The following is a 14,189-nucleotide window of genomic DNA, read 5'->3' on the forward strand; positions in this document are numbered from 1 at the left end:
GCACCGTCCCCGGCGCCGGAGAGCGGAGACGCCTTGCGCAGCGGCCGCGTACACGTCGTGACCGGGTGGTGGTCAGGCGGGCGTCCGATCGGCGGGCCCGGCGGCGCGCCGACAGCGGGTCAGGACCCGGCGGCCGAGGAGTACCGCGCCCAGCCCCAGCGGGAGGGCCACGACGGCGCCGACGAGTCCATTGCCGGTGCCGGGGCCTCCGTCGGCGGTGGCCAGGTGCAGCAGCGCGAGCACCGTGCCGAGCGTTCCCGCCGCGACGGCCGCCGCCCCGGCGGTGCGCGCGTTGCCCACTCCGCTCCGGCGGGCGGCGCGGGCCAGGGCCAGGGCCAGCCAGGCGACGGCCAGTCCGATCGCTCCCACCCCGAGGGCCAGGTTGGCCCCCGTCCGCCCGTCGCCGATGATCCCGCCCTCGGCGGCCGCCGTCAGTACCGCTGCAGTCCTCATACCGCTCTCCTCCTGTTTCCGCGTCGCCGCTCGCAACGTCGATGGCCCTGGAGAGCATGCGCGCCGGCCCTGCCGCCGGTCGTCCAGCAGACGCGGGCACTTCCCGGTGCCGCCGCCGCGGTATCCGGATACCGCGGCGGCGGCAGGCGGGGGTCGGCTACCGCACACGCGGTAGGCCACCGCTCCTCCCCCAGCCGGACCCGCCCACCGCCGCGTCCGGCTACGGTGCACGCATGGACAAAGGACGGTTCGCTGTCCCCGTCGCAGTCACCGACTGGGCGACCGCCCTGGGCGTGGCCGCACTGCTGCTGGGCACCGGGCTGTCCGGGCCGCATCCGTCCGGAGGGCGCGAGGTGCTCGGATCCGCGCTGCTGGCGGCCGGCGGGCTGGCGCTGGCCGCGCGCCGCCGGGCGCCGCTCGTGGTGCTGGGCTTCACCGGGCTGTGCGCGGTGGGCTACCTGGGGGCCGGGTTCGAGGCGCTCTCTGTCTCCTACCTGGTCGCGGTCTACGGCGCGGTGCGCGCCGGGCATCGTGCCGTCACGCTGGCTGTCTCCGTCGGCCTGCTGGTCGCGCTCCACCTCACGGCCCTGCTCCTGCACCACGGGCCGGTGCGCGAGGTCGTGGCGCTGGCCCGCAGCACCCTTGAACTCGCCTGGCTGATCGCCGCCTTCGCCGCCGGGGAGGCGGTGCGGCAGGCCGATCGGCGGGCGAACGAAGCCGAGCGCACCCGCGAGGAGACCGCGCGCCGCCGGGCGGACGAGGAGCGGCTGCGCATCGCACGGGAGCTGCACGACTCGCTCACCCACCAGATCTCGGTCATCAAGGTGCAGTCCGAGGTCGCCGTCCACGTGGCCCGGCGCCGCGGCGAGCAGGTGCCACAGGCCCTGCTCGCGATCCAGGAGGCCGGCCGGGAGGCGACCCGGGAGCTGCGCGCGACCCTGGAGGCGCTGCGCGACGACGACACCACCCCGCCACCCGGCCTCGACCATGTCCCCAACCTGGTGAAACAGTTCCAAGGCACCGGCCTGGAGACGACATTGACGATCGAGGGACATCCGCACGCCGTGCCGGCCCCGGTGAGCCGCACCGCCTACCGGATCGTTCAGGAGTCGCTCACCAACGTCACCCGGCACGCCGCCGCCACCGCCGCCTCGGTCCTCATCGACTACCGGCCGGACGCCCTCACCATCCGCGTCGACGACAACGGAAAGGCCTCCTCGGACCGCAGCCCGACGCCAGGACTCGGGATGCTCGGGATGCGTGAACGCGTCACGGCCCTGGGCGGCCGCCTGCGGACCGAGCCGCGCGACGCGGGCGGCTTCACCGTCCAGGCCGAACTCCCCACGAACGGAGCCTCGTGATCCGGGTCCTGCTGGTCGACGACCAACCGCTCATCCGCAGCGGCTTCCGCGCGCTGCTCGCCCTCGAGGACGACATCGAGGTGGTGGCCGAGGCCGCCGACGGTCGGGAAGGCCTCGCGCTCGTCGAGCGACTACGGCCCGACGTCGCGCTCATCGACATCCAGATGCCCCTCATGGACGGCATCGAGGCGACCCGACGCATCGCCGCGGACCCGGCCCTGGCCGACGTACACGTGGTCATGCTGACCAACTACGGCATGGACGAGTACGTCTACGACGCGCTGCGCGCCGGAGCCGCCGGGTTTCTGGTCAAGGACATCCTGCCCGAGGACTTCCTGCACGCCGTACGGGTAGCCGCCCGGGGCGACGCCCTCCTCGCGCCCGCCATCACCCGCAAACTCATCGACCGATACGTCACCCTGCCCCTGCCCGCCCGCACCGACAGCGGGCTGGAGGCACTGACCAGCCGCGAACGCGAGGCGGTCGCGCTGGCCGCACACGGCCTGTCCAACGACGAGATCGCCGACCGCCTGGTCATCAGCCCGGCGACCGCCAAGACCCACATCAACCGGGCCATGACCAAACTGCACGCCCGCGACCGCGCCCAACTCGTGGTCCTCGCCTACGAATCCGGCCTGGTCACCCCACGCGGCGCCTGACCCCGCACGCCATGTCAGCTACTCCAGTAGTCGCGGCGTGGCAGTTCGACCCACACATCGGGCGGCCCGACGACGGCGCGCCGGTCGGTCAGGCGCAGTCCCGCGAAGGCGCAGGCGTAGGCGACGGCGTTGTGCACGTAGAGGTACGAGGCCAGCACCTCCGCGGAGGAGTCGTCCTCGTCCGGTCCTCCGCCGGGGTGCAGGTCCGAGCCCTCGATCGTTCCGTCCCGGGCGATGCTGCCCTGGTTGCCGCTCTTGGGATTGGCGTAGAGGCCGTAGCAGACCGTGCCGACGGACAACCGGGTCAGCACGCCGGGCATCTGCGGCGCGTATCCCCAGGGCTGGGTGACGACGCAACCGCCCGGCACGGACGTCACGCCGATGATGCGCAGGCTCTCGTCCGTGGCGTAGGCGTAGGGCTCCTCCAGGAACTCGTCCAGCTCAGCGAGGAGTTCGCCGTTCACGGGCGTCGCCTGAAGACGGCGCACCGCCTCGTCCGCGTCGATACCGGCCACACAGGCCAGCCCCGTGCCGTCGTAGTAGAAGTCGCCCAGCGCCTTGGTGAGCCGATCGGCCTCCTGTGCTGCCGCCCGCTCGGTGTCGGTCAGAGCCATCCCTTCCGGTACCGGGAGCAACTCGGGCGTCGGTCCGGCCAGGCTCAGTCGCCCCGGGGACCAGCCGCCGAGGGACAGCCGCCAGGGATCGGCCCCGGCGGCGGCGAGCGCACGTGCGTTGTCCGCTTTCCTGGACAGTACCGCTTCCCACAGTGCCGTCACCCCGTCCTCCAGCGCGTCGACGTCCGCGACCCGGCGGGCCAGTTCCGCGACGGCCTCCGGGGAGCCGAACACCGCCGCCCGGTGCAGGGGCAGGCCCCCGCTCCATCTCTCCGGGTCGGCTCCTTCGTCGAGACGTCGGCGAATGTCGTCGGCATCCGACCAGTCCCAGTCCATGCCGACCCATCCCCCACTTTCCGCTGCCACCGCTCCCCCTCGAACACGTCGCACGTGTTCGCCGCGCTCTCCCCCGGGCACAGTACGAACGGCACGGGCGCGTGTCCGCTCGGGGCCCCGCACACCGTCCTGGCTCGCTGACCGGACTCTGCCGTCGGCGAAAGCGCCGAGGGCACGGCGACGGGCCTGCCCGGTTGGCGCTCGACGCCCGAACAAGCCGCTCCATGGAGCGGCATGACGGCGTGACAGCTACTGCGGAGCCGATCAGGGTGAGGATGCCTGCCAGTTGGGGGCGCCGCCCCTGTTGTCGGGAGACGGCAGGCCTCTCGGCGACAAGGGCGCGGTGCCGAAGTAGGAGCCCTGTTGTCCCTGACTCTGCGGGCGCTCGGGAACGGCTCTGTCGGGGAAGTGCGGTTCCAACAGGCGGTGCACACGGTCGGCTTCGTCGCGCGCCCGGGCAAGGATGTCGCCCCTCTCGGCGACAAGGCGACTGTAAATCGGCGTTTCCAGCGATATGACTGGCTGTGTTGACATGCCGAAACCCTACGGTGCGGCGCTGACATCGCGGTCCACCCCCCGTGCTTGACGGCGGTCCGCCTCTCGTGACCGGCGGTCAGGCACTACCGGTGACCCCTCCCCCTCGCCCTTTGGCGGCGGCGACGTGCCGACAGTGGCGGTATCGGTGTGGGTGTCAGTGTCAGTGATCGGTGCCCGGTGCCCGGTGCCAGTGCCGGTGCCGGTGACCTCGCACGGCCAAGGTGGTATCGCTGGTACCGTCGATACCATGTCCGACCCCAAAGCGATGAGTCTCCGCTTCCCCGACCCTGAGCAGCGGGCCGCCATCGCGGCAGCCGCGAAGCAGGCCGGGGTCAGCATGCAGGAGTTCATCCTCTCGGCGGCCTACGACCGTGCGACCGCCGTGGAGCGCCGGTTCCTGGAGGGCTTCAGCGCCTCCATGGCACGTAGCGGCGCGGCTTTCGCGGCCGACCCCGGCACCATGGATCCCAGTGCCGAGCAGCGGGCGGCCGAGCGGCAGGCGCAGCAGGGGCTCGATCAGCAGGAGCGAGGTCACACAGCGTGACCGAGCCGGGACCTGTGGCGCTCGACGTCACTTTCCTGCTGCACGCCGCCGAGCTTCTCGACGGTGACCCACAGGTCGACGACTACGGACCGCTCTACGCCGCGGTCGCCCGGGTCAACGCGCGGGCGCTGGAGCGGGACATCTACGGATCCCTGTATCTCAAGGCCGCCGCGCTGCTGCAGACCCTGGCGAAGCTGCCGCCCCTCGAACACTCCAACGAAGCCTTCGCCTGGCACGCGACCGAGGCCTACCTGACGCTCAACTCCCACGCACTCGACTACCCTCCCAAGGCGGCCGTCGTCCTTGTACGCGACGCGGCCGCCGGAACACTCGGCGTAGCCCGGATCGCCCGGCAGTTGCGCGACTGGCGCACCGCGGGTCATTACGGTGCGTGATCGTCCAGGCGGGTCCTTGCGGGCACTTTCGGCGAACACGCCACTGCCGGACGCTCCGCGCGACGCCGGGGACGCGGAGCCGACGTGAATATTCGTTTCACCTGACTCGATGACCGCTTTGTTGTAGTTACGATTCATTCGTGCCTACTTTGAGGCGACAGCGACACCGTCGCCCACGCGGTGACCGATGGGACGCTGTCCGGCTGTCACCGGTGATCCTCACCGTCCTCATCGCCGCGCTGGCGTTCGCGACGCCGAGGGACATCGCCGTCAGCCGCCTCCTGCCCGCCGCGCCCGCTCTGGCCGCCTCGATGTGGACCGTCCTCCCCACGATCCTCCTGGGCGCGTTCTGCGCGCTGATCATGCTCGGCCTGAATTTCTTCTACACCGACCTGGGGACTCCCTACACGGCGGCCGCGATCGCCGCCGTCACCCTGGCCGCCGCCTACGCGAGCCACGTCCGCATCCGGCGGGAGGAGGCCCTGCTCCAGATCCGGCTCGTCGCCGACGCCGCCCAGCAGGTCTTGCTGCGACCGTTGCCGAGCCGCCTCGGCGGCATCGAGATCGAATCGCTGTACGTCGCGGCGCAGGCCCAGGCCCGGATCGGCGGCGACTTCTACGAGGCGGCGGAAACACCTCACGGCGTCCGCCTCCTCCTGGGAGACGTGCGCGGCAAAGGCCTGTCCGCGGTGGGGGCCGCCTCCGCTCTGATCAGCTGCTTCCGAGAGGCCGCACACGACGAGCCCGACCTGACGGGCGTCATCCGGCGCCTGGAGACCAGCATCGGCCGCCACAGCGCAGCCCACCCCTCCCAGGACCTCCCGGAGCGCTTCGCCACCGCTCTGCTCGCGGAGATCCCACGCGACGGCAGCCACGTCAAACTCCTCAACTGCGGGCACCCACCTCCGCTGCTCGTACACCGAGGCGAGACGTACGTCCTGGAGCCCAGTGAGCCCTCGCCGCCTCTCAACCTCGCGGCACTCGTCAAGGACGACTACCACGCCGACACCGTGCCCTTCACCCCGGGCGACCAACTCCTGCTCTATACCGACGGCGTGACGGAGACCCGGGATCACGACGGCGCGTTCTTCCCGCTGCATCACTGGATGCGACAGCAGAAGCCGGTCTCACCCCATCAGCTGCTCGACCGGCTCCACGAGGACCTGATCCGCTTCAGCGACGGAAGACTCGACGACGACATCGCGGCCCTCTCCGTGCGATACCCGAAGTCCAGCCCTCTCGACGCGAGCGACGGCCCCTGATCTCACGGTCGCTCAACACGCGCGGGGGTGGGGAGGTGCGAGTGCGCCTCGCAACAAGGTGGCGGATGGATCCGCCACCCTCGGCTGCGAGCGGTGCGTGGGTCAGGCGCCCGGTCTCAGTCGGCGCGCCCGACGCCGCGATCAGGTGCGCTCATGTCCCCCGTGGCAGGTGTGCCGTCGGCGAGTCCGTAACGCAGGTACACGGTGCCCTTGGGGCTGGCCGCCGGCGGTTCGAGAAGCGTGAGGTTCGTGGGCACCTCACCGCCGTCGAACACCTTCTTGCCCACTCCGAGCACGATCGGGTGCACCCAGAGGTCGAGACGGTCGAAGAGCTTCTCCCGCAGGAGACTCTGCACCAGGTCCAGGCTCCCGACGACCTTCACGTGCTCGTGCCGGTCACGGATCTCCCGTACCGCGGCGGCCAGATCCGGGCCGAGCTGCGTAGAGCCGGCCCACGACAGGTCAGGCTTGCCACGGGAGGCCACGTACTTCGGGACACGGTTGAACAGGTCGGCGATCTCGCCGTCCTCGCCGCCCTTCTGGTGCGGCCAGTAGGCGGCGAAGATGTCGTACGTCCGCCGACCGAGCAGAAGGGCGTCCGTGCCCTCGTACGCGGCGCCGATCGGCGCCCCGGCGACCTCGTCCAGCAGGGGTGCCTGCCAGCCGCCGAACGGGAACCCGGCCGGGTCCTCGTCGGGGCCGCCGGGCGCCTGCCCGACGAGATCGAGAGTCGCGAACAGTTCGATGTGGATGAGGCCCATGGCTTGCTCCCGATGAGATGGTCGTCCCGGTCAAAAGGTAGACCTGTGGGAACCGGCGAACTCATCGCCGCGCGGGCCCATGCCGATCGGGCCCCTGCCGGCAGGTTGTCCTGCCGGCGCCGACGGCCCCGTTCGGCCGACGGACACGCGCAGCTGCGGACGGGTTCGGCATTGCCGGGTAGCGGACGGTGTCGGCGAGTGTGCGGTCCGCTCCGCAGGGGCCCTCGCCGACGATGCCGGCCAGGGCCCCCTGTCACCTCAGGCACCTCGTGTTCATCACCACCGCGGTGGCCTCGTGGCGGACGCCCCGCCGTTGCCGGGGTCGAACGGTGTGCGGGCCAGCAGACTTTCCGGGCGCCTGCCGAACAGGCCCAGTTCGGGAGTCTGGTTCGGGCCCATCTGCGCGACGATCGCGCGGTGGAAGGCGTCGTAGGAGCCGGTGAACCCGTTGTCTGCCCAGATGCGATGCAGGGCGGTGGTGAAGACTCCCGCGCCGTTGACCTCCTGTGAGAGCTGGTTGTCCTGGCAGGCGCTCAGAGCCACGCCACTGGCCGTGATCGGAGAGCGCGAGCGGACCCTGTTCCGGATGCTCCGGTAGAACCGTGCGTCGGCCAGAACGACCTCGGCGTTGACGTCCAGCGGAATCTCGCGCGTCACGACACGCAACACGACACGCTGTTCGTCCCGCGAGCCGTCCCCCGGTTCGTCCCTCGAGGCGCCCCGCAGGCCGTCCCGCCGGTCGGTGAGCAGGTGCGGGACGGTGCCGGCGACGCTCAGCGGATCCCGCCCCACACCGAGGCTCTCGTAGAACGAGCGCTTCACCGCCGCGTACTCGCTCTCCGCATCGCCGGAGACCTCGGGACCGCGACGGTAGAGGGTGCCGCTGTGGCAGCTGTCCGAGACCAGGACGAGGTTCACGCCTTCGCGGAAGGCCGCGAACGCGGCGCTCAACTCGTCGTCGATGAGCATCCGGTCGTAGAGCACCCAGGTCTCGTTCTTCCGGTCGGGCTCGCCCTCCTCGTCGGTGGCGGCGATCTGCCCGCCGTGTCCGGCGTACGTGAGCAGGAAGAAGCCCCCAGGGCGGAGTCGGCGTGCCGCGTCGGCGATCGCGTCGAGCACGTTGGGGACGGTCGCCTCCTCGGTGAGCAGCCGGTGCGTGGTGAAGCCCTCCGTCCTGGCGATCCGAGTCATCGTGTGGGCATCCTGCTCGGCGCCGCCGAGCCGTCCGGACCAACCGCCGTAGGCGGCTTTGTTCACGCTGTTGAGCCCGATGTGCAGGGACAGCGCGCCGGCTCCCGCGGGCGGTGACTGCGGCGCGCCGTCCTGCGGGACCGGGAGCTGCGGGACCGGGAACTGCTGGCCCGGCGAGGCGGGTTCCCCGGGGCCGAGAGCGGCCAGTGTCGTCGGTCCTGCGACACCGTCGGCGATCAGCCCGCGAGCGCGCTGGAACGCCACCACGGCGCTCCTGGTCCGGGCCGTGAACCGTCCGTCGACAGCACCGTCGTAGAACCGCAGTGCCTGAAGCGACTGTTGCAGTGCGGCGACGTCATCGCCGCTGTCTCCCCATCGGAGCGTTCGCATCGGTGCACGCTCCCCTCAGTCCGCCGACCAGTAGAACGTCGCCCGCCGACCGCGCAGTTGCTGGTTACCGCCGGTCTGCAGGCGGTACATGCCGGTCATGACGCCGAACATCTTGGCCTTCTTGAAGAGCAGGTAGCCGTTGGCGTCGACGACGGTACGGGCGTCCACGCGCACGACGTCGACCTTCTTGCCGTCCCGCACCGAGACCTCGGCGACGAACCCACCGCTGTCGTCCTGGATCTCGATGGCCTTCCCCCAGGTCTTGTGCCACGCCAGTTCGAGCGCGATCTCCACGGCGTTCGGATCGTCGATCGGCTCCGTCCGCACCTGGATCATGTCGTTGTCCCACAGGCGGTGCCTGTCCGCGAAGTCGGCCCAGTTGACGCTCATGTCACGCGGCACAGGTTCACCCTGGCCGGTGATCAGGGAGAAGAGCAGGGGGAGGCTCTCGACGACGGCGGGCACGAGGGCTTGGAGGATCGGGCCGAGGAAACGGCTCGACACCTCGCTGTCGATGAGGCTGGGCAGGGGCGGTTCACCGTCACGGGCACCGCCGAACAGGCCCCCGATCAGCCCGCTCAGCCCGCCGACACCCTGCAGAGCCGGCGGAAGTGCTTCGACGAGAACCGGCACGAGTGCGCCGAGCAGCGGCGCGAGGAACCGCTCCAGGGCCTCGTCGTCGACGGTATCCGCTCCCCCGGCGGCCCGCCGCGCGCCGAAGTCGTGGATCTGCTCGATCAGTACGGGCAGCACCTCCGACAGCAGCGGGGCGACGAGCGAGAGCAACTCCGCGAAGGCGCGGTCCAGTTCCTGGTCGGACAGCGCCGCTTCCGCGATACGTGAGTCGTTCTCGACGCGGAACGCCGCGAAGATCTGCGGGAGCGCGTTGGTGACGGCGGGCAGGAGGATCTCGAAGCAGCCGGGGAAGAAGCGCTCCAGCGACGCCGGCTGGGCCGCGAGTGCAGCTGTCGGGACCATCCCGTTCGATTCGTGCTCCGCCTGCTCGCCGGCGGGTACGGGAGCGATCTCCGGCGGCTGTGCGCTCCGGGACCTGGTGAACTCCGGGGTCCGCGCACGGGTCTGTGGTACGGGCATGATCTGTGCCTCTCTTGTTCCGATGGGCTTCCGTGGCCTACCGGTGGGCTTCCGGTGGGCTTCCGGTGGGGCCGTTGCGTCGCAGCGGCCCTTCACATCCGCATCGTCCGCGCCCGGGCCAGGACTCACCTGAGGCGCGTGTCCCTGTGCGCATGGGCAGTTCGCCCGGACCTCCCGGGAACGGTGCGCTCGGGGTACGCCGGGACCCGCGTGCGGGGATCTACTGACCCCCTTCCAAGGGGAGTTGAGCCGTCACGGTGTTACCGGTGGTGGCGTCCGCTGTGATCCGAAACGTGCCACCGAGTTCCTCGGCCCGCCTGCGCATGGACACCAGGCCGACGCCGTCGCTTCCACGACGTGGCGAGACCAGGCCGCGTCCGTTGTCATGCACCTCGACGATCAACGCAGTGCCGGTACTGGTGCCGGTACTGGTGCTGGTGGACAGGCGGACGAGGCAGTGTGTGGCCTGTGCGTGCCGCACCACGTTGGTGAGGGCCTCGTCGACGATCAGGTAGGCCGCGGTCTCGGCGAGGGGCGGGAGCCGTGGGAAGGGGGCGGTCGCCTCCACGGTGACGGTCAGGCGCCGAGCCGTCCGGTCGGTGATGGACGTGGCGCGCTCGCGAAGCGCGGACACCAGGTCCTGACGCTCGAGGGCTGCAGGGCGCAGGGCGTCGATGATGCGCCGTACGTCCTCCACCGCGCGGCCCACCTCGGCCCGCAATCGACTGACCAGTTCCTCGATTTCCTCGATCCGGCGAATGCCTGCCGCCGCGTACCCCGGGGGATCGTCGCCGTCCGACACGGACGTCCGTACCGACCGAACCGTCCCCACCGACCGCACCGTGTCCAGGACGGCTTCCAGGCCCAGCGCGACGCCCGACAGCGAGGGCCCGAGCCCGTCATGCAGGTCATGGCGGATCCGGTCCCGCTCGGCCAGGGCCGCGCCCACGGCCCGTTCACGTGCGACCACCAACTCCGCGTTGAGGCGCTGGGCGTGAAGGATCAGCGCGACCGGGACGGTCAACGCGTCGACGATCTGTCCGTCGGCCGCCGACAGACCGTCCTCGTCGGCGGGGCGGACGACGAGGTCGGCGAGGTGGGTCCCGGCGATGGTGAGCGGACGGACCACGGCCGGGGCTCCGGCGGTGCCGGTCGCCGCCAGAGTGGTGCCCTCAGCTGTGACGACGGCCGCGTAAGGAGCTCGTACAGCGGCGGCGACGGCGGCCACGACGGTCGGAAGGACGTCCGCGGATGCCTCCGACACCGCGGTTACTTCGGTCCCCAGGCGGTGGAAGGGGCGGAGGGGGTCGTTCCTGGCCCCGTACACCGCCCGGTCGACGAGTCGTTGGAAACGGTCCCGGGCGGGGGCGAGCAGTGTGGCCACGACCGCGGCCGCGGCGACGGTGGGCACGGGGCTGGTGGGAATGGCCGCGGAGACGGCGGCGGTCACCCCCGCGTACAGGCACAGGACCAGTGCGGTGAGCCCGCCGAAGAGCAGGGTCCGGCGAACGATCAGTTCGATGCCGAGCAGTCGGTACCAGAGGACACCTACCGCGACAGCGCACGGGATCAAGCCCAAGCCGATGGGGAACAGCCAGTCCCACGCCGGCACGAAGGACACCGAGAGCAGCAGGGTCACACTCACCAGCAGCCACAGCAGTTGCTGACGCTCCGGCGCCCGGCCGCGCCATGTACGGACCAGCCCTCCGCCCAGCACGAGCACGGCCGCACCGGCCAGGGGCAGGGCTCCGCCGAGGGCCAACCCCGTCGCCCAGGGTGCCGGGAGTTCCAGTACGGCTCCCTCGCCCCAGATGCGGTCCCGTGGCTGCTGCGGGGTCATGGCGAGCGCGACGGTGACCAGCGCTGTGCTCCAGACCGTCGTCCGGGTGACCCAGCGCCACCAGGGGGCCGGCAGTCGGCCGCTCGGATAGTAGACCAGCAGCAGGATCAACTGACCGAAGGCAGGCACCCAGAGGGAGGCCCCCAGGGAGTAGGCGAATGAGGCACCCGGCAACGGCCCCTCGGGGGTGGCCACCGCACGCACCGCGTAGACGGAGGCGGCGTCCTGAGCCGTGCCGAACACGGCGAACGTCAGCAGCAGCCAGCCGAGGGGGTTGCGGGGACGAGCGAGGAGCAGGACGGCACCGGCGGGGATGGCCATCGTGACGCCGGCCAGTTCGCCGTACGGCACCGGCTGCGCCCCGACGGACGGGGGAAAGGCGAGTCCACGTCCGAGAAGGATCGTCAGGGCGACCAGAGTCGCGGCGATGGCGGCCAACATCAGTCCGGTGGAGCGCAGTGCGACGTCGGAGGGGCGCGGCTCGGCGGGCACGGCCCCAGTGTCGGGCGGATGCGAGGCGATGTCAGCCCTGCGCCAAGTCCGGGGCAAATGTGGGAGGTTCGGCCAGCGAGGCAGGGGGGACACCGGTACGGTTGCCGACCTCACGGTCGGCTGGCACGGTGAAGCGCGTGGCTGTGTCGGAGGTCCGCGTGACCGGTTGGGCGGGCCGCACGGTGACAGTCGCCGTGGCCGTGGCTGTCGCGGCCACGGTGTGCGGCAGCGTGTTGCTGATCGTGGCGGACGGTGTCCCCGATGCCTTCGGTTGGGCGCTCGCGGGCAGTTGTGTCCATCCTCTGGTGCTGGTGGCGGCCGGCGGTCTGCTCGCGCGCAGATCCTCCGCGGCGGTCATCGGCCGGATCCTGCTGGGTGCCGGTGGGGCACTCGGGGCCGGTTCGCTGTGTGAGGGGTACGCGACCGCGGCCATGGCGTGGGGGTGGCCGGGGGCGGTCTGGGCTGCGTGGCCGACGGGGTGGCTGTGGGCCCTGTGCCTGATGCCGCTGCTGACCATGCTTCCCGCGCTGTTCCCCGACGGACGGCCGGCCCGACCGAAGTGACGGTTCGTCGTGACCGTGTCATGGGCGGCGACGGCAGCCGTGGCCGTCACCGCGGCCCTGCGACCAGGCCCTCTGGTGGAACACCCCCGGACACCCCAGGTCGCGTTGCGCAATCCCCTGGCGCTGTCTCCCGCCGTCGCCGATCCGCTGGTGACGGCGGCGGGCGTGTTCGCGGTCGGTGCCGTGTGCGCCGCCTTCGCGTCCTTGTTCGTGCGCTGGCGGCGAGCCCGGGTCGAGGAACGCCGGCAACTGAAGTGGCTGGTCTTCGCGGTTGTGTCGGCGATGTGTGTCGAGGCCCTGAACGGCCTGTTGCCCCACCATGTGGCGCAGGCGGGGTTCTTCCTGATTCCCGTGATGCTCACTGGCGCGATCAGTGTGGCCGTGCTGCGCCTGCGTCTGTACGACATCGACGTGATCATCCACCGGACCCGGGTGTCGCTGGCGCTCACGGCCGTGGTGTACACCGGGTACCTGGCGATGGCCGCCGCTTCCGGGCTGCTCGTGGGCGGCAGTCCGTCGCCCCTGGGCGCCCTCGCGGCAGCGGCGGTGATCGCCTGCGTTGCCGACCCGGCCCGCAGACACCTGCAGCGTGCGGCGAGCAGGCTGGTCTACGGCCGTCGCGACGAACCGTTGCGGGCCCTCCAGGAACTGCGCGGGCGTCTGCACACGGCGGTGACTCCCGCCCAAGTGGCCGCGGTGGCTGTGGACGTGGCGGCCCGCAGCGTCCGCGCCCCCGGCGCGGACGTTCATCTGTACGAGCACGGGCCGCAGTCGGATACGCCCGCCCCGCAGGTGGCGTCCCGAGTGGATCTGCCGCTGGTCCACCGTACGGAGCTGCTGGGCCACCTGAGCGTACGGCTGCGCAGCCCCGGCGAGGCATACCGTCCGAAGGACCTCGCGCTGCTCGCCGAGATCACCCACCTCGTCGCCACCGCCGTCCACAACGCACGGCTTCGGGAGGATCTCGTCCGGGCGCACGACCGCCTCGTGCGTGCCGAGGCCACCGACCGGGAACGCCTGCGCCGTGACCTCCACGATGGTCTGGGCCCCTTGTTGTCGGGAACCGGCCTCCTCCTGGAAGGCGCCGCCGCGACCCTGGACTCCGACGACGTGGTGGCGCGCAGCCTTGCCTCGGCCGGCGCGCAACTGCACCGCGCCACACGTGAAGTCCGGCGCGTCATCGATTCGTTGGGGCCGGGGTCGCTGGCCGAGTTGGGCCTGTGCGAGGGGATTCGGGACCATCTGCGGCGTCTCTCCGCCTCCCCCGCTGCCCCCAGGATGGAACTGCGCTGTCAGGACGTGCCCGAGGAGCTGCCGCCCGCGGTGGCCGAAGCCGCCTATCTCGTCGTGCTGGAAGCGGTCACGAACGCGGTGCGTCATGCCCATGCCCGCACACTGCGGGTCTCTCTCAGCGGGTCGGCCGGTGTGGATGGTGGGGGCCGTGCGGCGCGTCTGACTCGCTCGGCGATTTCGCGCACCGCCGCCTGTCTGTGCGTCGACGTCCGCGACGACGGGCTGGGTTTCGGCGAGCACTATGTGGCGGGAGTGGGCATCGCTTCGATGCGGATGCGGGCCACCGAACTCGGTGGCGAGTTCGCCGTCCTGCCCGGCGACGGTGGGGGAACCCATGTGCGGGCCCGTTTTCCCCTCACCGCGCGGGACGACTCCGGGTAATGCCGCCGCTAACGCTGTGCGT

Annotated in this window: 13 protein-coding genes; 7 read left to right on the forward strand and 6 right to left on the reverse strand. The window is 71.4% G+C overall.

Annotated features, from left to right (window positions below):
* Window positions 1-72: 72 nt before the first annotated feature.
* Window positions 73-453, reverse strand: coding sequence for a DUF6223 family protein (locus tag ACZ9QC_RS00400; RefSeq protein WP_472918193.1), 381 nt, complete (start codon window positions 451-453; stop codon window positions 73-75).
* Window positions 454-686: 233 nt separating this feature from the next.
* Between ACZ9QC_RS00400 and ACZ9QC_RS00405 the strand changes: the two genes are divergently transcribed.
* Together ACZ9QC_RS00405 and ACZ9QC_RS00410 are read left to right on the forward strand one after the other, a co-directional pair.
* The gene (locus ACZ9QC_RS00405; protein ID WP_472918194.1) at window positions 687-1,814 is read left to right on the forward strand and encodes a sensor histidine kinase; all 1,128 of its coding nucleotides are present in this window, start codon (window positions 687-689) and stop codon (window positions 1,812-1,814) included.
* Entirely contained in the window at window positions 1,811-2,473 is a 663-nt protein-coding gene (locus tag ACZ9QC_RS00410; RefSeq protein ID WP_472918195.1) for a response regulator, read from the forward strand. The genes ACZ9QC_RS00405 and ACZ9QC_RS00410 overlap by 4 nt, the downstream gene beginning before the upstream one ends.
* Before the next feature lie 14 nt (window positions 2,474-2,487).
* Here the strand turns inward: ACZ9QC_RS00410 and ACZ9QC_RS00415 are convergent, their stop codons facing one another.
* Window positions 2,488-3,453: an ankyrin repeat domain-containing protein gene (locus ACZ9QC_RS00415; RefSeq protein ID WP_472918196.1), complete on the reverse strand. Its 966-nt coding sequence runs from the start codon at window positions 3,451-3,453 to the stop codon at window positions 2,488-2,490.
* Window positions 3,454-4,207: 754 nt separating this feature from the next.
* Here ACZ9QC_RS00415 and ACZ9QC_RS00420 point away from each other — a divergent pair.
* The 3 genes from ACZ9QC_RS00420 to ACZ9QC_RS00430 all read left to right on the forward strand — a co-directional run bounded on the left by ACZ9QC_RS00420 (window position 4,208) and on the right by ACZ9QC_RS00430 (window position 6,161).
* Window positions 4,208-4,504 (forward strand): type II toxin -antitoxin system TacA 1-like antitoxin, encoded by a 297-nt coding sequence (locus tag ACZ9QC_RS00420; protein ID WP_472918197.1) that lies wholly within the window; start codon window positions 4,208-4,210, stop codon window positions 4,502-4,504.
* Window positions 4,501-4,899 (forward strand): fic family toxin-antitoxin system, toxin component, encoded by a 399-nt coding sequence (locus tag ACZ9QC_RS00425; RefSeq protein WP_472918198.1) that lies wholly within the window; start codon window positions 4,501-4,503, stop codon window positions 4,897-4,899. The genes ACZ9QC_RS00420 and ACZ9QC_RS00425 overlap by 4 nt, the downstream gene beginning before the upstream one ends.
* Before the next feature lie 212 nt (window positions 4,900-5,111).
* Entirely contained in the window at window positions 5,112-6,161 is a 1,050-nt protein-coding gene (locus ACZ9QC_RS00430) for a PP2C family protein-serine/threonine phosphatase (protein ID WP_472918199.1), read from the forward strand.
* A gap of 116 nt (window positions 6,162-6,277) precedes the next feature.
* On the opposite strand, the gene ACZ9QC_RS00435 is transcribed toward ACZ9QC_RS00430, so the two are convergent.
* The 4 genes from ACZ9QC_RS00435 to ACZ9QC_RS00450 all read right to left on the reverse strand — a co-directional run bounded on the left by ACZ9QC_RS00435 (window position 6,278) and on the right by ACZ9QC_RS00450 (window position 11,930).
* Window positions 6,278-6,922, reverse strand: coding sequence for a dihydrofolate reductase family protein (locus ACZ9QC_RS00435; RefSeq protein ID WP_472918200.1), 645 nt, complete (start codon window positions 6,920-6,922; stop codon window positions 6,278-6,280).
* A gap of 276 nt (window positions 6,923-7,198) precedes the next feature.
* Entirely contained in the window at window positions 7,199-8,503 is a 1,305-nt protein-coding gene (locus ACZ9QC_RS00440; RefSeq protein WP_472918201.1) for a peptidoglycan-binding protein, read from the reverse strand.
* A 15-nt stretch (window positions 8,504-8,518) separates the two neighbouring features.
* Window positions 8,519-9,598 carry a hypothetical protein gene (locus ACZ9QC_RS00445; protein WP_472918202.1) on the reverse strand — a complete coding sequence of 360 codons (1,080 nt, stop codon included), beginning with the start codon at window positions 9,596-9,598 and terminating at the stop codon, window positions 8,519-8,521.
* A 220-nt stretch (window positions 9,599-9,818) separates the two neighbouring features.
* Window positions 9,819-11,930: a sensor histidine kinase gene (locus tag ACZ9QC_RS00450; protein ID WP_472918203.1), complete on the reverse strand. Its 2,112-nt coding sequence runs from the start codon at window positions 11,928-11,930 to the stop codon at window positions 9,819-9,821.
* A gap of 137 nt (window positions 11,931-12,067) precedes the next feature.
* Between ACZ9QC_RS00450 and ACZ9QC_RS00455 the strand changes: the two genes are divergently transcribed.
* Complete coding sequence (locus ACZ9QC_RS00455) at window positions 12,068-12,493, forward strand: hypothetical protein (RefSeq protein ID WP_472918204.1); 426 nt, start codon at window positions 12,068-12,070, stop codon at window positions 12,491-12,493.
* Between the two features lie 9 nt (window positions 12,494-12,502).
* Window positions 12,503-14,167, forward strand: coding sequence for a sensor histidine kinase (locus tag ACZ9QC_RS00460; protein ID WP_472918205.1), 1,665 nt, complete (start codon window positions 12,503-12,505; stop codon window positions 14,165-14,167).
* The last annotated feature ends 22 nt before the right edge of the window (window positions 14,168-14,189 follow it).

The organism is Streptomyces sp. HUAS MS02 (assembly GCF_055702265.1).

Bases quoted from the DNA above. Each gene is read 5' to 3' on its own strand.
- ACZ9QC_RS00420 (WP_472918197.1), top strand. From the start codon at position 4,208: ATGTCCGACCCCAAAGCGATGAGTCTCCGCTTCCCCGACCCTGAGCAG.
- ACZ9QC_RS00405 (WP_472918194.1), top strand. From the start codon at position 687: ATGGACAAAGGACGGTTCGCTGTCCCCGTCGCAGTCACCGACTGGGCG.
- ACZ9QC_RS00445 (WP_472918202.1), bottom strand. From the start codon at position 9,598: ATGCCCGTACCACAGACCCGTGCGCGGACCCCGGAGTTCACCAGGTCC.
- ACZ9QC_RS00440 (WP_472918201.1), bottom strand. From the start codon at position 8,503: ATGCGAACGCTCCGATGGGGAGACAGCGGCGATGACGTCGCCGCACTG.
- ACZ9QC_RS00400 (WP_472918193.1), bottom strand. From the start codon at position 453: ATGAGGACTGCAGCGGTACTGACGGCGGCCGCCGAGGGCGGGATCATC.
- ACZ9QC_RS00435 (WP_472918200.1), bottom strand. From the start codon at position 6,922: ATGGGCCTCATCCACATCGAACTGTTCGCGACTCTCGATCTCGTCGGG.